At 39.2% G+C, this 20,807-nt stretch carries 17 protein-coding genes; 3 read left to right on the forward strand and 14 right to left on the reverse strand.

The genetic code is table 11. From position 1 onward, the window contains the following. Positions 1-49 precede the first annotated feature (49 nt). Both aroC and J4E06_RS11845 read left to right on the forward strand, forming a co-directional pair. On the forward strand, positions 50-1,114 hold the full coding sequence (gene aroC / locus J4E06_RS11840) for a chorismate synthase (protein WP_349524129.1): 1,065 nt from the start codon (positions 50-52) through the stop codon (positions 1,112-1,114). 56 nt (positions 1,115-1,170) lie between these two features. Beyond that, positions 1,171-2,496, forward strand: coding sequence for a dicarboxylate/amino acid:cation symporter (locus J4E06_RS11845; RefSeq protein WP_349524130.1), 1,326 nt, complete (start codon positions 1,171-1,173; stop codon positions 2,494-2,496). 239 nt (positions 2,497-2,735) lie between these two features. Here the strand turns inward: J4E06_RS11845 and J4E06_RS11850 are convergent, their stop codons facing one another. The 12 genes from J4E06_RS11850 to J4E06_RS11905 all read right to left on the reverse strand — a co-directional run bounded on the left by J4E06_RS11850 (position 2,736) and on the right by J4E06_RS11905 (position 13,935). Further along, positions 2,736-3,143 (reverse strand): thiol-disulfide oxidoreductase DCC family protein, encoded by a 408-nt coding sequence (locus J4E06_RS11850; protein WP_349524131.1) that lies wholly within the window; start codon positions 3,141-3,143, stop codon positions 2,736-2,738. Between the two features lie 105 nt (positions 3,144-3,248). Beyond that, positions 3,249-3,524, reverse strand: coding sequence for a hypothetical protein (locus tag J4E06_RS11855; RefSeq protein WP_349524132.1), 276 nt, complete (start codon positions 3,522-3,524; stop codon positions 3,249-3,251). 124 nt (positions 3,525-3,648) lie between these two features. After that, on the reverse strand, positions 3,649-4,821 hold the full coding sequence (locus J4E06_RS11860; RefSeq protein WP_349524134.1) for an alpha/beta hydrolase-fold protein: 1,173 nt from the start codon (positions 4,819-4,821) through the stop codon (positions 3,649-3,651). Positions 4,822-4,988: 167 nt separating this feature from the next. Continuing rightward, entirely contained in the window at positions 4,989-5,927 is a 939-nt protein-coding gene (locus J4E06_RS11865) for an MBL fold metallo-hydrolase (protein WP_349524135.1), read from the reverse strand. A 29-nt stretch (positions 5,928-5,956) separates the two neighbouring features. Beyond that, a complete protein-coding gene (locus J4E06_RS11870) occupies positions 5,957-6,700 on the reverse strand; it encodes a DUF2268 domain-containing putative Zn-dependent protease (protein ID WP_349524136.1) in 744 nt (247 codons plus the stop codon). A 142-nt stretch (positions 6,701-6,842) separates the two neighbouring features. Continuing rightward, positions 6,843-7,466 (reverse strand): FMN-dependent NADH-azoreductase, encoded by a 624-nt coding sequence (locus J4E06_RS11875; protein ID WP_349524137.1) that lies wholly within the window; start codon positions 7,464-7,466, stop codon positions 6,843-6,845. Positions 7,467-7,531: 65 nt separating this feature from the next. Then, a complete protein-coding gene (locus tag J4E06_RS11880; protein WP_349524138.1) occupies positions 7,532-8,119 on the reverse strand; it encodes a Crp/Fnr family transcriptional regulator in 588 nt (195 codons plus the stop codon). Positions 8,120-8,225: 106 nt separating this feature from the next. Next, a complete protein-coding gene (locus tag J4E06_RS11885; protein WP_349524139.1) occupies positions 8,226-8,942 on the reverse strand; it encodes a putative endonuclease domain-containing protein in 717 nt (238 codons plus the stop codon). Positions 8,943-9,097: 155 nt separating this feature from the next. Next, complete coding sequence (locus tag J4E06_RS11890) at positions 9,098-10,270, reverse strand: Shedu anti-phage system protein SduA domain-containing protein (RefSeq protein ID WP_349524140.1); 1,173 nt, start codon at positions 10,268-10,270, stop codon at positions 9,098-9,100. A 574-nt stretch (positions 10,271-10,844) separates the two neighbouring features. Continuing rightward, positions 10,845-10,979: a hypothetical protein gene (locus J4E06_RS11895; RefSeq protein ID WP_349524141.1), complete on the reverse strand. Its 135-nt coding sequence runs from the start codon at positions 10,977-10,979 to the stop codon at positions 10,845-10,847. A gap of 94 nt (positions 10,980-11,073) precedes the next feature. Then, a complete protein-coding gene (locus tag J4E06_RS11900) occupies positions 11,074-11,979 on the reverse strand; it encodes a leucine-rich repeat domain-containing protein (RefSeq protein WP_349524142.1) in 906 nt (301 codons plus the stop codon). Between the two features lie 78 nt (positions 11,980-12,057). Continuing rightward, positions 12,058-13,935 (reverse strand): tetratricopeptide repeat protein, encoded by a 1,878-nt coding sequence (locus J4E06_RS11905; protein ID WP_349524144.1) that lies wholly within the window; start codon positions 13,933-13,935, stop codon positions 12,058-12,060. Positions 13,936-14,246: 311 nt separating this feature from the next. Here J4E06_RS11905 and J4E06_RS11910 point away from each other — a divergent pair, with 311 nt between their 5' ends. After that, the gene (locus tag J4E06_RS11910) at positions 14,247-15,809 is read left to right on the forward strand and encodes a thiol-activated cytolysin family protein (RefSeq protein ID WP_349524145.1); all 1,563 of its coding nucleotides are present in this window, start codon (positions 14,247-14,249) and stop codon (positions 15,807-15,809) included. Positions 15,810-16,005: 196 nt separating this feature from the next. Here the strand turns inward: J4E06_RS11910 and J4E06_RS11915 are convergent, their stop codons facing one another. Continuing rightward, the gene (locus tag J4E06_RS11915; RefSeq protein ID WP_349524147.1) at positions 16,006-17,463 is read right to left on the reverse strand and encodes a Gfo/Idh/MocA family protein; all 1,458 of its coding nucleotides are present in this window, start codon (positions 17,461-17,463) and stop codon (positions 16,006-16,008) included. A gap of 241 nt (positions 17,464-17,704) precedes the next feature. Continuing rightward, positions 17,705-20,227 (reverse strand): cation-translocating P-type ATPase, encoded by a 2,523-nt coding sequence (locus J4E06_RS11920; RefSeq protein ID WP_349524148.1) that lies wholly within the window; start codon positions 20,225-20,227, stop codon positions 17,705-17,707. Positions 20,228-20,807 lie beyond the last annotated feature (580 nt).

Genomic DNA, 20,807 nt, shown 5'->3' on the forward strand with positions numbered 1-20,807 from the left:
AATTAGATTTATAACATCTACCTTTGATACATCTTAATTTTTATACCGAATGGCAGGAAATTCTTTTGGACAACTTTTTAAACTCACCACCTTTGGTGAATCTCACGGAAAGGCATTGGGAGGCATTATTGATGGTTGTCCCGCAGGGATACCCTTAGACATGGAAAAAATTCAAGCGGAGCTCAATAGAAGAAAACCTGGACAATCTACTATCGTCACCCAGCGTAAGGAGCCCGATACGGTTGAAATTTATTCAGGAGTGTTCGAAGGCAAAACCACGGGTACGCCCATTGGTTTCGCCATTCACAACACCAACCAGAAGTCCAAGGATTATTCGCACATCAAAGACTCGTACCGACCTTCGCATGCGGATTATGTGTACGATAAAAAGTACGGTTTCCGTGATTACCGAGGTGGGGGGAGAAGCTCTGCCCGTGAAACAGCGAGCAGGGTAGTGGCTGGTGCCATTGCAAAGCAATTTTTGAGCGATATTAAAATAAACGCCTTTGTCTCTCAAGTTGGGGAGATGAAATTGAACAAGCCCTATCAAGAATTGGATTTTTCCAAAATTGAATTCAATGCGGTTCGTTGTCCTGACACCGAAATGGCCGAGAAAATGGAAGATTACATCAAATCCATTAAAAAAGAAGGGGATACCATTGGGGGTGTTATCACCTGCGTCATTCAAAATGTACCAGTTGGTCTTGGCGAACCCGTTTTTGATAAACTGCACGCCCGTTTGGGTGAGGCGATGCTTTCCATCAATGCCGTAAAAGGTTTTGAGTTTGGAAGCGGCTTTGCAGGAGTTGCCATGAAGGGGAGCGAGCATAATGATGCATTTAATCTCGATGGAACCACTAAGACCAATCGCAGTGGCGGTGTGCAAGGTGGGATCAGCAATGGGATGGATATTTATTTTAGTGTTGCCTTTAAACCCGTTGCCACCGTGCTACAATCTTATGAAACCATCAACAAGGAAGGCGAAAAAGTGACTGCTCAAGGTAAAGGAAGGCACGATCCCTGTGTTGTGCCAAGGGCGGTGCCGATAGTGGAGGCTATGGCAGCATTGGTCTTAGCTGATTATTCGCTTTTGGCCCGTACCAACAAAATCTAGGCCTACGTTAGGAGGTTTCCAATCAATAAAGTATCTTTCCTCCATAATCTTACTTTATGAAGAAACTGGAATTGCACTGGCAAATCCTCATCGGGATGCTACTTGGTATTCTTTTTGGATTTGCAATGACCCAACTTAGTTGGGGTAAGGAATTTGTAAATGATTGGATTCAGCCCTTAGGGACCATTTTTGTAAAACTCCTCAAACTTATTGCCATACCGCTTATTTTGGCATCTTTGGTCAAAGGGATTTCGGACCTGAAGGACATTTCAAAATTTAGAAATATTGGTCTTCGGACCATTGGGATATATATTGTTACCACGGTGGTCGCCATCACTATAGGACTTGTTTTGGTGAACATTATGAATCCAGGAAGCGGAATTTCCGAAGAAACGGTGACCAAGCTTACGGATACCTATGCTGGTGACGCTGAGGTTACCTCCAAACTGGAAGAGGCTTCCCGCCAAAAGGATAGTGGTCCCTTGCAATTTTTGGAAGATATGGTGCCCGACAATGCCTTGGCGGCAATGACGGATAATGCTTTGATGCTTCAGGTTATCTTCTTTACCATATTTTTGGGTATTTCCATGTTGTTGATTGGAGAGAAAAGAGCAAAACCACTGAAAGATTTCTTTGATTCACTAAACTATGTGGTCCTGAAAATGGTCGACTTGATCATGTTGACTGCTCCCTATGCTGTATTTGCTTTGTTAGCGGGGGTAGTGGTCTCATCAAGTGACCCTGATTTATTATTGGCGCTACTTAAATATGCAGGTGTCGTTCTTTTAGGACTTGCGTTAATGATTGTCTTTTATGCAACCATTGTTGGTCTTGTTACCAAAAAGAACCCGTTCTGGTTCTTAAAAGAAATAAGTCCAGCACAATTGCTCGCATTTTCTACAAGTTCCAGTGCTGCTACCTTGCCCGTGACTATGGAAAGGGTAGAGGAACATATTGGGGTGGACAAAGAAGTATCCAGTTTTGTGTTGCCCGTAGGAGCCACCATTAACATGGATGGCACCAGCTTGTACCAGGGGGTAGCAGCTGTGTTTATTTCACAGGCCCTTGGTTTTGACCTTACTTTAGGTAATCAGTTGACCATTGTGTTGACGGCCTTGTTGGCCTCCATTGGTTCGGCTGCAGTGCCCGGTGCAGGAATGGTGATGCTGGTAATCGTATTGGAGTCCATTGGTTTCCCTGCAGATAAATTGGCGATTGGTCTAGCCTTGATCTTTGCCGTGGACAGACCGTTGGATATGTGCCGAACCGTGGTAAATGTTACAGGTGACGCTACTGTCTCGATGGTTGTGGCAAAATCAGTGGGTAAATTGGGCGACCCCCATCCAGAGGAGTGGGACGACAATTATGATGATGTTAAATAATCACGACTTTATCCTTTATAACTAGAAAAGCTAATATGTCACTTCGAGTGATGTTCGAAGAAAATTGTATCGTGAAGTCTTTCTTGGTAAAAGTTGTAAATATTCACCATGTGAGGGTTCTCGATACGTTTTCCCTTCACTTCGCTCATAGAAAACACTCGAACTGACAAGGGATAAGTTATAAATGGGTCACTTGGAGTAAAATTGCCAGCCTTTAGAGGACAGGAGTCCGAGAAGTACTACCCCAAAAACTTTGACTTTAATTCCGGCGTAGGAATCATACAAGACTCTTGTTTGCCAAACCATTTATAACGGTTTTTGGCTACAAAGTCATAAATGCTATTTCGGATGGAGGTGGGAATCCATGTAAAAATGGCGGACAATTTCCATATCCCACCCAAGTCTTGTGCAATTTCGAGGGCAGCATCAGATTTGGTGTAATAAGCCACCCCTGGTTCTATGAGGATGATGGAATCCACTTTGCTCGTGTCTATCTGACGTTGCTTAACCAATTGCTCACCGATCTCACTTTGCAGTGCCGCATAACGGAATATATCCTTTTTATCTCGTTTGATCACAAACTGAACCGAGTTATTGCAGAGGTTGCAAACCCCGTCGAACAAGATTATTTTTTTACCCTTTTCCATATAGCTGTCATTCCTGCGCAGGCAGGAATCCAATTACTTTTTCACAAAGATACGACAGCGTGTTATCAAAGCCTAGCTTGTAGATGAGACTTACCTTTAGCGGGTTTAATACCCTGCCATCTTATAGATTTCATCGGGAGTATGCTCGCTGAGTTCAAGAACATCTTTGCCGGATTTGGCCATAGCTTTTCGAATGAGATAGTTTCCAGTTCGGTATCCTACGGCCAGCCTGCCATCGGGGTGTTGGAACATCCAATGTTGATAGTTGGCATTTAAAGCCAATAACATTATTCCTGTGCTTTCACTTTCGTCCAGTTCATCCAAAACGGCAGGTTGTTCAGTAATCAGGGTGATAATTTCATCTTCATCCCTGTTTGTCAATAGTTTTTTAAGTTGGTCAATTATGCTGCACGTGTTTCGAATTCAATGGATGCGTGGAACACAAAAGATAGAGTTTTAACGTGTAAATTTGTACGTACTCAAGGATCGATATTGGAAACCTTTACTATTTCCCTCTTTCTAAGTTCTCTATTTTCATTCGAGCATGTGAATTATCTGAATTCAGTTCAAGGGATTTTTTGTAGTTGATCAGTGCATTTTTGGAATTGCCCAAAGTTTCATAGGCTTCTCCCAAACTATCAAATGCGTTATATGACTTGGGGAAATTCTCCGTATTCAAGATAAAATAGGTCAAGGCCTTTACTTTTTCACTTTTAGTTCTACTTCGAAGCAAGCCATAGCCCAATTGATTGACCAAATTTTCCGGTGGCCTGAAATCCCATGAAAGTCGCTGGGAAATCGCCTGAAAATGCTGAATCAATTGATTTTTGCTCTGCACATCACGATACGAAATGCCATAGCCTTCAAAAATGGTGGAGATTCCATTGTAAAAAGCAATTGGCGGTACAGAAGCATGGTTTTCATTTTCGAAATACTCCAATTTGGCAGGAAATGAACCTTCACATTTACTGTTCAATCCCTCGTATAATCTTACATGGCGATCGCGATTTCTGATATTTCGCTTTCCCCAGTTTGCAGTAGCCACATAGAAGAACCTTTTAAAGGACTCATTGGTTACGGCTTCCAATTTTTGGTCCATGGTTTCCGAGTCCCAAGTACCCATACTAGGATCTGCGGCTATAAAAGCATTGAAAAGTGATTTTTCCTTCATATAGGCATGTGTGGCCAACAGCGCACTCAACGAATGTCCAAATAGAATTCGATAGGGCTCGGTCCTATACTTGCGTTCCAGTTCTGGAATCAGTTCCTCTTCCACAAAGCTTAGAAATTTTTCACCACCACCTGAATTGTTTTCCCTAACGGTGATTATTTTGTCAGGGGTATAATCTCTTCTTCGATCTACATTTTGAATACCTACCACGATCATTTCTGGTATTTTCCAGCTTCGGTACGCATCGGAGCTCATATAATTTACCATTCCTGCAATGCTCTTAAAATGTATGTTCCCATCGAGAATTATGAGCACAGGATAGCTTTTATAAGCGGCTTTGGTATCGTCGTAAGAGTCGGGGAGACTGATCCAATATTCCCGGTCTTCATCCAAGATATTGGAGTGGAGCCTATGTTTTGTTCCAAGTATGATTGATTCGGTCTCCTGTGATAAAAGGTGGCCAATACCAATGAATATGAATAATAGTACAATGAGGTTTTTGTTCATTCTTTGTTTTTTAGGATTGTAATCGGTCTTGGATAAGATTGGTAATGCTGATTGGGGTGCTAAGTTAGAAAAACTAATTGCATGAAAATTTCAACGGTATTATTTAACGAATTGATGTAATGGGAATTGATTTTATACGTGGTGATTTGTGTTTTTTTAGAAAGTTGTTATTGTTGCAAACGATACATCAGTTCTACATAGCGCTCAATTTCCGATTCGAAATCTTTATATAGCAGTTTATATTTTGAGTCTAGTTTGGCTTTGACTTGAATTAAAATTTCATTTGGCTTTAACCCCTTTTTATAATCTGAACCAACCTGCTCCCAAACGCTTGCCAAAAATTCCGCATCACGAATGACTGATATACCTTTGGTGGGGTTTCCATGTCCTGTCAATACAATGTCGGGGCTTAGCTCCGCAAATTCATGAAGGGAATCAATTAACTTGGGTATATTGCCGTGATCGGTGATCATTGGCATCCAATCGGAACTCAATACATCTCCTCCAAAAATGATTTTCTGTTTGGGCAGCCACATCAAAAGATCACCTGGCGAATGTCCACTATCACCAAATAGAAATTCCACATCCACGCCGCCGAAATTACGTTTCTCTCCTTGTTTCAATATCACATTGGGATACATGAGTTGTGTGGGTCCAATAGTGCCATTGGTCACCTTCGCATAAAATTGCACATCTTCTTCGCCGTACTTTTTCATGGTCCCTACCGCTTGTTCACTGGCAACTATTTCAACAACGGTGTCCGAAAAAGCAGCATTCCCCAACCAATGATCTGCATGGCTATGTGAATTGACCACCCATCGGACGGGAAGGTCGGTGACTGTTTTGATTGCTTTTTTGATGTTGTTGCCAATGGATTCTGATGATCCTGAATCAAAAAGCAGTACGCCTGTTTGGGTGACCACAAAATGAACATTGGAATTCCAACCCTTGTTTTTGGGCGTGGGCAATCCAATGTTTGGTGAAATGATGCTATACACATTTTCGGCAATGGCGGAAACTACAAAACCACTTTGAGTATGCCCTGCCGAAGAAGTATTGAACGCAAATAGAAAAATATGGAGGACAAAAAGGAATTTCTTGGTCAATTTTCTGCTTTTAGGTAGTTAATAAGTATTTAAAACCCCGCCATTTTATAGATTTCATCGGGAGTATGCTCGCTGAGTTCAAGCACATCTTTGCCGGATTTGGCCATAGCTTTTCGAATGAGATAGTTTCCGGTTCGGTATCCTACGGCCAGTCTACCATCGGGGTGTTGGAACATCCAATGTTGATAGTTGGCATTGATGGGCAACGACCTAATCTCCTCAACCCATTGCTCTGCAATCGCTGCTTCTGGTGGAGTATCGGCTTCCATGCTTTCACCAGTATATTCTTCGGAGAACACTACGGCAAGGCCTTCATTTATGGCCGCTATGGATATGCCCGGACCATAAACATTGTCCTGAATGGCCCAACCACGCGATAAATGGTGAAATTCGTGAAAAATGGTATGCTTTAATGCCGTTTGCGTTGCTTGGGTCACACCGCCTGGGAACTTTTCTGATATTTGGATAAGTACCACGGGAGGTGAATTGGTTTCGGTGCGCCCGGTAACACCTCCGACCTGATCAAGGTCCCAATCCACAATTTCCAAGGATACGTTTATGCTGTCCGGAAGGGTAGGCAATAAGCTTCGGATTTCTTTTTCCGATTCCAGGACCACTTCACGAATCATTTCTTTTTGTGGAGCTGTAAATGGGGTTGTGTCCTCTTTAAAAGTAATGATGGAACTTGTGGGTTCCGTATCGTCCGAAGTGTTTTTGCAATTGCTAATGACTAGTAGTGCAAGAAGGAATGATAGAATCTTGATTGATTTCATTGATGTTCGTTTTCCTTGTAGACTCTTTAAAAGCAAATTTGTTACATCTAGAGAAAACGGAGCTTAAAAAGAGTCATTTCTTGCCAACCGAAAGGTAAAGAAGAACAGTTACATGAATTATGGCCACTGTCGGCAGCAGTTTTTATAGCTGTTCAATCCTTTGATAGATTTCCTTTTTAGAGTTCTCAAATAATTCTCCACCAAACTCTTCATTGTCCAGAGATATAATCGAAATGTCTTTTATGCCCATAATTCCAAAAACGAACTTCAAGTAGGTTGTTTGGAAATTCATGTGTTCATTTTTTTCTTTTTCCCCATAACCTGTGTCACCACGACTGGACAGTATGAACATTTTCTTGTTTTCAAGAATACCCACATAATCCCCGTCTGGTTCGCCTGAACGGAATTTCCAGGTTTCGTTGATTCGCATAAGTTGGTCGATGTAAGCCTTTAGTCCGCTCGGAATGGACCAGTTGTACATGGGCGTACCCAAAACATAAATATCATGTGCTTTAAACTCTTTTACCAATGCATCGCTAAGGGCAACACCTGATTGGTTTTCTTGTGTTCTTTCACTGGGTTTCACGAATGCACTTGCAATCCATTTTTCATTGATGGGCGGAATTGTTTCCAGGCCTACTTCTCGGTGGGTAAAAAGGTCGTTCGGATTTTTCTTTTTCCAATTTTCTTCAAATAGTTGTGTTAGCTTTCTACTGTGCGATCTTTCCTTTCGTACACTTGCGTTGATGATCAATACTTTGTTCATAATTCATGATTTTTTAATTATGAGACAAAATTCCGAATCCAGAAAGTGAAAAAAATTGACCTAGTTCAAGATGCATCGATTTTTTTTCGAATTCTGCTTAAAAATTCAGCAGAAATGCCCAAATACGAAGCAATGAGATAGTTGGGTACTTTTTCGGCGATTTTGGGATAGTTTTCCAAAAATTCCAAATAGCGTTGTTCAGCGTCAAGCGTTTTATTTAAGATGATTCTTTTCTGTAAACTCCCTAGATAATTTTCCAGGATGATTCTAAAAAAGCGTTCAAGTTTTGGTAGCTGCCTTAGCATTTCTTGAAAAGAGTCGTGGCTTATTTGTAACAGGCAGGTATCCTCAATGGCCTGAATGTTGTAGACGGAAGGTTGTTGTTTTTGGAAACTATCGATATCCGTTGCCCACCAATTTTCAATTGCTAAATATAGGATTTCTTCCTTTCCTGTTTCGGGGTTGATGTAAAAAGCCTTTAATGCGCCGTTCACCACAAAATTATCGGTACGGCAGGTTTGCCCATTTCTTAACAGATAATCCCCTTTATCGAGTTCTTTCTTGGTCCAAAACGTTTCGATTAAATGGGCTTCCTCGGAACTTAAGCTAATGTATTTGGAAATTGATGTAATGAGTCCCTCTTTCATATCCATATGCACCAATGGTCTTGCCTATATGAGTTTGTTTTCTTAAAAGTAGGGAATTTAGTTTAGGGGAGGAGGGGACAATGAATTATAGGATTCATTTTGGCAGTAGTTCTTATTCTTTTATCCTCAGTAATAATTTTATATCCTCAATTTTAAATTCAGGAAACTTTTCATTTAGCATTAAAATCAGTTTATTGGTTTCGTAATGTTTCTCTTTCATTAATTCAATCAACTGCTTTATATCTTTTTCGGGATAAATAAGGGAGTACAAAACATATTTTAACCAGAACCTGTCAAAATCTGATTCTAAATTCTTCCTCTTAACCTTAACGCTTGATTGAATTTCCTGTCCATCGTCATTTATGAAAATGTAATTGATTCTCTTTTCTCCCCATTCATCATTTATTTCTTTTTTAGGTAGTCTTTCCCCATACTCTGCATTAAAAAACTCTGGTTCAAAATTGTAAATCAAATAAATAATAGAATTTATATTGTTGTAAATGTCAGTTCCTTTAATTCTATAAATTGTTTCTGCTCTTTCTTGAAATAAAATCAACGTATCTCTCCATTCGTCATACCATTCATTGAATTCTTTTGTGTGAAACTCCTCTCCATCACATTCTAAAATTATAATTCTATCATTAAATTTTAAAGCTATATCTGCTCTGAAATTTCCACTGATTGTTTTAATCGGAAGTTGAACAATTACTTCCGTTTCTTCAGACAGATATTTTGTTAAATGATTAAGAAGAATCTGTTCAATTGGTGATTCTACTTTATCATATTCATAGCTATGATTTGTACTAAAATGTTTTCCTAAAATTTCCAATCTTTCGTTTTTCTCAAATTATTGTCAACGTTCGGGTTATAAGTAATTGGGTTGATTAAATAAAGATTGTCATCTTACCTTTTTTTCTTAGTATCTAAAATGGGTACTTCTTCGACTATACTTATTATTTTAGATGAGCTATTTTGTGAGCTATGTTAATCCTTATAGCATATATAATGAGCTCGATCGTATAACTCATCAAAAGTGATTATCTCAACATTTCTTGAATCTCTTCTGTAAAGTTCAAAAGTTTTCTTTTTAATCTCTTTTACTTTGTCTGAATCATCTGATTCTTCAATTTCTTTTTTGATGTTACCGAATACTAGAATACATTTTGAATCATAACCCTTTTGCGTAATCCTTTTACCTTCATTATCAAAAGGGTGTTTTTCTAATTTGATTTGTCCTGCTGCTTTCTGTTCTAAGATTTGTGAAACTGAATAAATTAAATGATTTGAAATTCTCCAGCTACCTGATCTGTTTTTTCCACTTTTAGCATTTACAAATAAACCAGTATTTGGGGTTTTGAGTTCAACAAAGGTTGTGTAGTAAGTATCACCAATTAAAAAATCAGCATTTACTTGTTCTTTTCCTGCACCATCTGTATCTGACGCGGAAAATTCTTTTTGTAAAATGTTCTGGAAACGATAGTTTAACCCATAACCGAAAATCCAAGGATTTTTATTAAAGAAGTATTGCCAAGTGATTTCTTCTTTTGAGTTTTCATTAATTGAAAGACCATTTTCTTCACCTAGCGCAATTATCTGTGATATTTCTGACTCGTCTTTTTTGTACTGCTCAAGATACCCCACTTCATTTAGCAATTTTTTAAATATTCTTAGTTGGTTTTTTCTATATCCAGTGTTCACAATATCTTGACCAGTGACAATCTCATTGTCCAATAATTGTTGAATTAAGTCTGCGCCTTCGTCACCTTGTAAAAGAGTAGAAATTTTCTTTTTGGTTTCTTGATCTAAGATGTCAAGCGAATTCTCAGCTAGTTTAAGCCTTCTCTCAGAAATTGTACTGAGGTCAAGATCATTAATGAAATTTAAAAATAATTCTAACTGAGCAAAATTAAACTTTGAAAAAGAAATTTTTTGCCGTTCTTCGGTACCCACCAATTTTAATATTTCAATACCTTCAATATCCTTTCTACTAGGTAGAAATTTGATTTGCATAAATGTTTTAGTGGACAATTGGACCTTTGCAGTATCATCATCAGGAAAAACGACTTTGAAAAACCTTCCATTTTCAATTTGGTGACTATAAAGTTGTTCTAATTTAAAATTGTCTATTATTTCAGCTCTAGATTTATTTCTAAGCATTTAAAATTTATTTCTTGATTAGACTAAGCATGCTTGCCAACCTGTTTATATAAGCAAAAAACACATCTATTTACATCTCATATGGCTTATAACCGATGTATTTTATCATACGTTACTAATTTCACCGAAATTTCCCTCAAAATCAATAAGGTACCCCACCGAATTGTAAGAAGTTATTAACTATCAACAGTTTTCTGTTCAGGCTTATAGGGTAGTGAGCTATTCCGCTGTAATTGTTTTTAAATGCTCCTTGGAACCCGTCATTTGCCAATGGCCCAACGAAATAGAGATGTCGCCGATACTGTTCAAAGTGTCAAAAAAGTCTTTCAGCACAAAGGGCTATGTAAAAAGCAGGGTCGCGAACCCAAGGTTTTAAAATCCTATGGTTAAAATCGTAGCCGTTCATTTCGGCCCAGACGATCATCCAATCCCCTTGATTTTCCACGGACCAGTTTGTGGTTTCGATTGCCGGTAAGCTTAACAGCAATTCTTTGAAACCTTGACAACGTTTTTCAATGGTTTACATGGTATTATCGAGAGCACCATCCAAAAGTGGAGGATTTTCAAATGTTCGTCAATCTTTGAACAATTCGACCAAGTCCTGATACTCGTTGGAAGTGAAATTTTCTGTTTTGGTCGGGGTTTCTGGGGTACTTTCGCTCATCAGGAGCATTACCAAAAAAGACAACAGGGTGGTGGTTGTTTTCAATGGGTTGACTTTTGTAGGTTTTAAGTTTGTCGAAATATCCTTTAAAAGCAAAAGTTCCAGTACATAGTTTACGGTGTTTTTATTGTCCGAACTCTTATTCGCAAAACTCGTTGAGTTCTTGGTATTCGGATAAGGACACCGAAGGTATTTCCTGTCCGTCCTGTATTTTAATACAGTTTAAATCTGGGTTTCTATCCACTCGTAAATCTATGAGCTCTGTATTCCGGCTCACATCCAAACTTGTCAGCATATTGGAAGAGGCATAAAAATAGGTCAAGCCCATATTTGCGCTCAAATCGATATTTACAAGATTGTTATCTGAAATTACCAAGGTTTCCAGGGATGGATTGGAACTTAAATCCACGGAGCTAAGTTGATTGGTAGTCAACAAAACACTTTTTAGATGGGGTGCTCCAGTGGAATCGAAGAATGTTAATAGGTTATCGCTTATAAGCAAATGTTCAATGGATTCATTTATAATGCTAAAATCTTCAATGTAATTATAGGATACGTTCAGCTTTTTAAGTTGACTTGCATGTTCCAATCCAGTAATTGTATGCAGCTCGTTTACCAATACTTCAATTAAAATCAGATTGGTGTTCTTACTTAAGTCAATAGTAGTGAGATAATTGTTTTGAAGGTGCAAGGTGTCCAATTTTGTATTGGAACTTAAATCGATGTCTTCAAGCTTTTGACCGACCGCTGACAGAAAAGTAATATTTGTGAACCCTTCGATACCGGTCAAATCTTCTATATCACCGAAGTGACTGTCAAGATTTAAATCCAATCGACTGATTTTTTCGGCATCTTCTCGCAACATTTGTCCATTAACAGTGCCATCGGTATCCACGCCTTGATCAATAAGTATTTGCTCAAAATGGTTATCGGGAATTAAAAGATATTGATGGTTTATCAAATTATCACTAGAATTATCGTCGGAACATGAACTAACGAGAAAAAGGGTAGAAATAAAAATTAAGGCAAAGTATGTATTTGCCATTTTAGAGATTAGCATTCTGATTGTTTTTTGATGATGAACCCATATGACTCAAAATCATCAAAAATGTTACATTAAATTTTAAATAGCATTCAAAAAATCATTGAGGTCGGTTTCTTTTGGCAGGCCGAGTTTCTTTTTCAATCGGTATTTGGATTTTAGGATACTGTCTGGAAGCACATTCAATGTTGCGGCTATTTCTTTGGTGGTCAAATTCATACGCAGAAAGGCCGCTAAGCGAATTTCCTTTTCGGAGATGTCGGGATAAATGGTTTTTAACTTTTGGTCAAAGTCATTATGGACCTCGGAAAAGTACGTTTTAAAGACTTCCCAATCCTTATCGGAGGCATTTTCTTTTTTGAGCAACATTACTATACGCCTAAACTCCATTTTAAACTTTTCGGGGGAATTTTTGATGTTCTCCAAGTTCTCCATCAACTCTTGGATAAAGGTGTTCTTTTGCACCAAGTGCAGGGTCTGGCTGGTGAGTTCCTTCTTCTTGTGGGCTATCTCCTGTTTGTAGATTTCCTCTTGCTTTTCTCGCGCAATCTTGTTTTTCTTTATTCTTTGTCGGTAACCGAACACCAACAATCCGGAGAGGGCTAGGGCAGAGGCCATGCCTCCTGCGTAGAGTCCTTTGGTAAGCTTGTCTACTTTGGCTCTTGCATTCAAGGTATTAATTTCCTCTTCTTGCAAAGCGATTTCGGCTTCTTTCTTTTCGGTCTGAAAAATGATCCGTAGCTCTTCAATTTCCTTTATTTTTCCCAGATTCAATAGGGAATCACTCAGTTCTAAATACTGTTTGTGTGACTTTAGGGATAAAGGAAAATTGCCCAAAGCCTCATTTGCTTGACTTTCTAGCTTCAAGGCATTTTTTAAAATGGACATATTGTCCGTATCAAGAGCATATTTTTTCACTTCTGCTAGAAGGTTTTTTGCCTGTTTGGGTTTTCCGAGAGAAATATAGGCCTCAGCCAGTTTGTTCCGCGCTATCGCTATTCGTCTATTGGCATTGATGGTCGATGCAATTTTAATGGATTGGTTTAAGTGTTCAATGGCTTTTTGGTATTCATTTATTTGAATATATGTGGACCCCATATTAGTTAAAGCGGCAGCTTCCAATGCAGAAACTTTGGCAGTTTTGGATTTAACAATACTTTTTTCAAAATAGCTCAAGGCCTCTTTTTCATTTTTCAGAGACTTATACATCACACCGATATCGTTTAGAGCTTGCGCTTGGTAATACGTATCATTATAATCCTCATAAATGGTAAGGGCCTTTTTGTTGTAATTGATGGCCATCTGATGATTTTTTAAATTGTGCTCCAATGTGGCCAAATGATTGTAAGAATCTGCAATTCTGATGGAATCCTGTAATTTTTCGAAAAGCTTCAGCCCTTTTAAAACGTTTGCTAAGGCAATGGAATAATAACCTTTGTTCTGATTGATTGTGCCCTTGAAATCATATGCCAAAGCAGTGCCCATAGTGTCTTTTTGCTTAATTGTAAAGTCTAGATCAATATTATTTATACTATCGGCCTTATTTAAATTACCTTGACTAAATTCAAGAATGGCCAAACCTCTCCGGGCCTGTGAAATGTGTACTTTGTTTTCTATTCTTTCTGCAATGTCCAAACTCGAATTGTAGTAATACCTCGCCGAGTCCAATTTATCTAAGTTGTTGTATACAATTCCCAACTGGTAATAGGCAAGTGAAACTCCTTCATTATAGTTCAACTCTGTGGATAATTGAAGCTCCATACGGGCAAACTCCTTCGCTTTGTCGGGATTTCGATACATATAATAGTTGACAATATTGTTGGCCGTTTTAACCTTTATAGTATCGAGTGGTTGATTGTTCAACACCGATAGTAAACTGTCAATATTCATTTTATTTTGACCTGTGGCCCAGCAAAAAGGAAGTAAAAAAAACAGAATCGAGGTTGTTATTGTTTTCATATCATATTGGTTGAGGTTCAGAAAGATACCTATTATATCCATTGTATAGTAGTATTCCTTGTATGTTAAAAATGACTTTGTCCATATAAAATCTATTTTTTTTAAATCTAATTCTAACTTCAATAACTCCCTAAGATGTTGATTTTGTTATGGTTAATCGACGAAATACATAGGTGGTGAAGTTTGGTTGTCCATATAGTTTTTGGGTGTCGTCCATGGTGGCTGTCCATACTTTGTCCATGCCCAAAAATAGGTTTGAGGAACGTATGGCTCTAATTTCGAGCCTGTTGAACCTCAAAAATCAAATAATTATGAAAACAACACAATCACATTTTAAAACTGGTATGTATATATTGGTTTTCAGTTTAGCCCTGACCATTATTAATGGTTGCAGCAAAGAAAGTACCGAACCTGGCCCAGAGCAAGGTGAAGAACAAGAGGAATCCGAAGACATTAAAACTTACCTCAACAATCTAAGTTATAATCCGGATGAAATGTTGAACGTACAATCCGATACCGGAACTAGCTCAGAAAACTTGGCCAGTTCTGCCGGAACAGCGGCCGGTATAACTGTAAATTGTAGTACGGATTCTTACAATATTCGTTCAAATTTTGAAAACGTTGCCATTTTTGACCCCGGATTGGGGGTGATTTACCCAGGAGCTTTGGTGAAAGGTAACTCGGGAATGTTGGATGGTGTTCCAGAACCGTTACAAGTGCCTCGCGCCCCTGCCAAGTTAAGGGTGCTCTTACCTGGAATTGGCTCAGGCGGGAATGTCACCGTAGATAATCCGAGTTTCACCAATGTGGATGCCAGCATTGATGAAGTATTGGAATACTGGAACAGTGAAATTGCAACTCAGGGCTATGAAATTGACTCGGATGCGTATTTTGAATCAACCACAGCCTATTCTTCACAACAATTCAGTCTCGACTTGGGGGTAAGTGCCGAATGGTCCAAAGGTTCATCATTCGAGGGACAATTTCAGTACGGTACTTCAACAACCAGTAATACAGCGGCCGTTTTGTACCGTCAAGTGTTTTATGACGTGATCATGGAGTCGCCAGCAAGTCCCGCATCCGTATTTGCTGATGATGTTAGTCTAGCGGATATCGAATCTGTAATTAATGCAGGCACACCACCGGCGTATGTAAGTTCTGTTTCTTATGGTCGTATTATTATGATTCGATTGGAGGCCGAAGAAATTATTACCACCGTCAATTTAGCTGCTGCGTTGGAGTATGCCGCGGTTTCAAAAAAAGGTGAGGTCGATATAAATTCGGATTATGAGGAAGTATTGGAAAAATCTACTATTAGTGTAGTGACCATAGGTGGTAATGCAGAGGTTGCTTCGCAAGTTATTACCGGTACAAGCCTTGAAGAAGGACCGGGAAGTCTCAATGATGTAATCGGTGGTGAAAATGCCCTGTACAGTAGGGACAACCCCGGTGCTCCCATTGCCTACACCATTAAGTATTTAAAGGATGATAAAATTGCCAAAATGGGGTACTCCACGGACTACACCGCTACAACTTGTTCAGCTGAGGACTATTTCCACGACAAAATTAAAGTGATCAATGATTTCGATGTGAAAAATATACGTGTTAAAATCAATTATGACGGAGGAAGTGATTTGCCCACCGATACTGAATGGCAGAAAGGTGAGTTCATTACCATAAAAGATGAAACCGAAATGGAATTTCAGGTGCCACCCGGGGCATATAATGTAGATGTTACCATTGACTATTATAATTTTGGTTGGAACGACCTCGTTGATGAGGAGTTGGGCTATGTAGGCTCTAAGAAATGTTATAGGGCTTATAACCCTTCAGGTTTTGAAAATTCAGCTTACGACAACAATTGTAAGGACTAAGGAATTGTAATGTGCAGTCGGCCGCTCAAGTGGGGTTCAACCATTTGATGCCGGCTGTTTTTATTCCCTTGAAATAGGGAATAAAAATAAGGGTCTCTCGTCGCTACGCTTACTCGAAATGAGATATAACTTATAAATGCCAGAAACAAAAAGGGCCACAATACGCGGCCCTTTAAATATTATAAGGTTTAAAAATTTACATTTCCCATCCCTTACGATAGGTTCGCGTCACAAATTGGTTGGCGTCATCAAAATTGGTGATGTTCATGTTCTCCCCATCCCAGAGTAGTTTTTTACGACCATAGAACTCCATGTTGCCCTTATCATTTTCTCTACGCAGCATATAGCTACGTATGGCCAAGTTGCCCATCAACACTGTTTCGGTCATAGGGCCGGCATAATCAAAAGATGAAGTTAGGTCTTGATGTTCCGTGCTACCAAACCCTGCTTTGCAAGCATCTACCCATTGCCGTTGGTGGCCATATTCGGGTTCCGTCATTTCCTCAACCTCGGGACCAAACTCGGTAACACCATTGCTCATGTATAATTTAGGGGTCAATGGTGAGCTGTCATTAATGTTCGTGGAAATAACCCCGTGTTCTCCATGTATTAACACTCCGTTATAGCTCCCGGGCCCACCAATATCGCTATCCGCAGGAATAATATCTGGATGGGAAGGTCGTATGCCTCCATCACTCCATGTCATGGTCAAGGGAGCGGCTGTTTTATCTGTGGCTTCGTAGTTTAATGTGATGAACGAAGAAGGTGGACAACCTTCTGGATGGAAATCTGGATTCCACATTTGAGAGAAAACAGTTCCTACACTACATTCCGCTGCAGTAGGGTATCCCAATTTTAAGGTTCTGTAGGGAATGTCTATTAAATGGCACCCTACGTCGCCCAAAGCACCTGTTCCGTAATCCCACCAGCCTCTCCAATTAAATGGATGGAGGTTTGGTGTGTAAGGACGCAATGGAGCAGGCCCCAACCATAAATCCCAAAATAAATCATCGGGTTTGCTGGATGGGTCCGGCTTCGGCATGGCATTGCCTTGTGGCCACACCGGGCGGTTGGTCCATATTTCTACTTTGGTGATTCGGCCCAAGGCTCCGGAATCAACCCATTTTTGTACCAAGCCCAATAGCGGATTGGAGGCTCCTTGATTCCCCATTTGGGTCACTACTTTTTTATCCCGAGCCATTTGGGTTAGCATTCGTGCCTCACGAATATTGTGGGTTATGGGCTTTTGCACATACACATGCTTTCCCTGTTCCATGGCATAGGCAGCGGCAGGGCCGTGCACGTGATCTGGAGTACTAATGGTGACTGCGTCAATGTCTTTTACGGTATCCAGCATTTCACGATAATCATTGAACAATTTTGCTTTTGGAAAACGCTCAACGGATTTCTTTGCCGTCCCTGAAAAATCGACATCGCAGAGGGCTACGACATTTTCGCGACCATCAACCGAGGCATTGGCAATATCACTGGCGCCTTTACCGCCTGCGCCAATGGCGGCAATGTTTAAGCGGTCGCTCGGAGCCAAAAAGCCCGGACCACCCAAAACGTGGCGCGGCACAATAAAAATACTGGAGGCCAGTGCGGTATTTTTTACAAATTTTCTTCTACTGGAGGAGGGGGATGATTTTTTCATTGTTTGTTTAGGTTGCTTGATTTTATAATTGCTAAACAAGATAGGAAAAAATGAAGGGAACCTTGGGCTGGATTTTATGATAGGTGTAAAATTAGGGTAGATGGGAGGGGAGGTTTCGTTATCGGTCTTGGCTATGCGTAGTGCAGAATTTCGAAGCACTTCACTGTCCGTTTACCAAAAAGTTTGTTTGTTGTAATTACTTTCATATCACCACTTTCGCCCGCATAAAGTATAGCCGTTGTTATATGCTAGTCTTTCTATTCACATCTGTTTTTAATCTTTTAATGATTTTTACTATTTCATACCAAATAACGGAAATAAAGCCAATTGAAACACTTATTAAAAGTTGATATGAATTCAATGTCTCAAACTCAAAGAATACGGTCAAGGGATTTACATAAAGTATGAACCCCACTAGAGCGATTGTAATAAAGACAATGAATAAAACCATATTGTTTTTATACTTCAAGGTCGTTAAAACGGAATAATAAAATGAACGGTTGATTAACGTGAGAAAAATATTTGCGGTAATTAAAACGGTGAAAACCATGGTTCGTGTAATTGCTTCGTTATAACCACTTGCCACAGCAAACTGATAAATAGACAATGTTCCTACTGTGATGAACAACCCTTGAATAATACTAACAGAAAGTTCCTTTAAATTAAAAAAAGTAGTGGATAGTGGTTTTGGTTTTTGCGCCATTGTGTTCGGTTCCATTGGTTCGTTTTCGTAGATGATGGAGCAAGTTGGCCCCATAATTAACTCTAAAAAAATGACGTGTACGGGAGAAAATATATTCGGATATATCCATCCGAGGGCTAATGGAATGAATACCGTGAGAATGATTGGGATATGAATAGAAATGATGTATTGAATGGCTTTCTTCAGATTGGCATATATTTTTCTTCCCATTGCCACGGCATCCACCATTTTGGATAAGTCATCTTCCAATAAAATTAAGGAAGCGGCCTGCTTGGCTATTTCAGTTCCTTTCCTTCCCATTGCAATGCCAATATGTGACGCTTTTAGAGCAGGGCCATCATTCACGCCATCGCCTGTCATTGCTACGATTTGGTTATTAGATTTTAAAGCATTGATTATTTTCAGCTTGGCTTCAGGAAACATTCGGGTGAAAATAGCAGTATCCATCACCCGATTCTGCAACTCTTTGTCCGATAGTGCCATCAACTCATCACCCGAAATGGTTTTATCATAATCTTTAAAACCAATTTGCTTTGCAATAGAAGCTGTTGTGGCTGCATTATCACCCGTAATAATTTTCACTTGTATGCCTGCGGTATAAAAATCTTCCATTACTCGTTGAATGTTCTTTTTTGGAGGGTCATAGAAAGCAACTATTCCCTTAAATTGAAAAGGCAAATCTTGTTGTTGATCAGGATAATCTTCACCCACAAAATTTGAAACGCCTACACCTAAAACTCTATATCCTTCTGTTGCTAAAATCTCAATCGCTGAATGAATTTGTTGTATTTCCGTCTCGTTAAGATTAGATACATTGATTAAAGCTTCGGGTGCGCCTTTGGCAGCAATTATTTTGCGACCCTTACTTCCCGAAAAGATGTGCGTCATCATTGGAGGTTTACCCCCCAAGGGATATTCGTGAACGAGCTTATAATGATGTCGTTCATCATTTAGTTTTAGGTCTTTGTAGGCTTGATGCAATGCCAATTCCATCGGGTCGAATGGAATGGGTTCACTTGCCCACATCGATAACTCAATCAACTCTTTACCGCTTTCGTTTAATGTTGACTCAGGGCTTACAATTTTATTGTTTTTAAACACAAACAGTTTGGCCAAACTCATTTTGTTTTCGGTAATTGTTCCTGTTTTATCTGTGCAAATTACTGTAGCACTGCCAAGGGTTTCTACTGTTTTGGTTTGCTTAACTACAATGCCCAACTTCATTAAACGCCAAGCCCCGAGTGCCATAAAGGTGGTGAATGCCACAGGAATTTCTTCGGGCAAAATACTCATTGCCAAAGTAAGCGAATGAAGCAAACTCTCTAATACATTTTGTGATTGCCAATAATTTATCACCCAAACAAGAACAAAAACGATAGCTCCAACGATTGCCATCCATTTCACAAAATTTGACACCTGAATTTCTAAAGGTGTTTTTTCTTCATGGATACTCTCTAAGCTCTTTCCAATTTTGCCTAATTTGGTTTCGTTGCCAATAGCGGAAATTTCAGCAATGGCTAATCCACTGGCTACAATTGTTCCACTATAAATAAAGTTATCCTCTTTGTCTTTATCCTTAAAAACGGCAAGCGATTCGCCTGTAAGTATGGATTCATTGACAGAGAAATCGTTGGATTGCACTATGGTTCCGTCAGCGGTTATTGAGGTACCTTCTTCTACCAACAGAAAATCACCCACCACCAATTCTTCACTTTTTATTTCAATAAGGGTGCCACCTCGAATGACCTTGCAATGGGGTTGCGACAAATCTTTTAATTTTTCGAGTGCATTTTTGCTACGGGAGTCCTGGTATAAAGAAATGGAAACGATAAACAAGATGGCCACGACCATAAAAATGCCATTTCCCGTCTCGCCACTAATAAAATAGATAGAAGAGGCCACCAATAACAAAATGGTCATTGGTTCTTTTACTATCCGAAGTAAAACATCTAAAAAGCTGCTTTCTTTCTTGTAGTCGAGCTCGTTGCTTCCAAACTTTTCTCTTGATAAGTTGACCTGTTCGCTATCTAATCCTTTTATGTTAAATTGTTTTATAGACATCTTTAAAGCTAGCTATATTGTTTAGAAATTGATTTGGCTGTCATCATCACCTTCATTTTCTGTATTATCTATTGGGGCAGTTGCACCTTTCACAATTTCTGAATGTCTTATTTGTCAGCCCAAATAGCCTGTACTTACCTGTAAGCAATGCCTACGCTAGTTGAGGAAATAATAAATAAGCAATAAGCGGCAATTTTCATCTCATTGCTTTTTGTCCAAACCATAAGCAAGGACAAATCCTTCCAAAATTGGACCGAATATCAGTAGATGGGCAATTACTAGGTGAATATTTGTTTGATACGTTGTATTTACTCTTTAAAGGTCATATTTATTTTTAAATGAAAAGATAATCTATGTTACTATAAAAATGATTCTTAGTTGGATATGTTATTTAGGCATGCTCACAACGATAAGCTAAATATCGTTTCAAAACTTCGACTGTGTTCAGTACCATTTGATTTTTAGCAACAAGTACCGAATCCAATTCGGCATAAGGCTAAATTTCGATGAAAATTCTTTCAAAAACAACAAGATAACCCATTGACTTATAAAAAGTTGCCAACATATGGATGCGTTTGGA

It is taken from the genome of Allomuricauda sp. NFXS6, assembly GCF_040148835.1.
In the GTDB taxonomy this organism is placed as follows: domain Bacteria; phylum Bacteroidota; class Bacteroidia; order Flavobacteriales; family Flavobacteriaceae; genus Flagellimonas.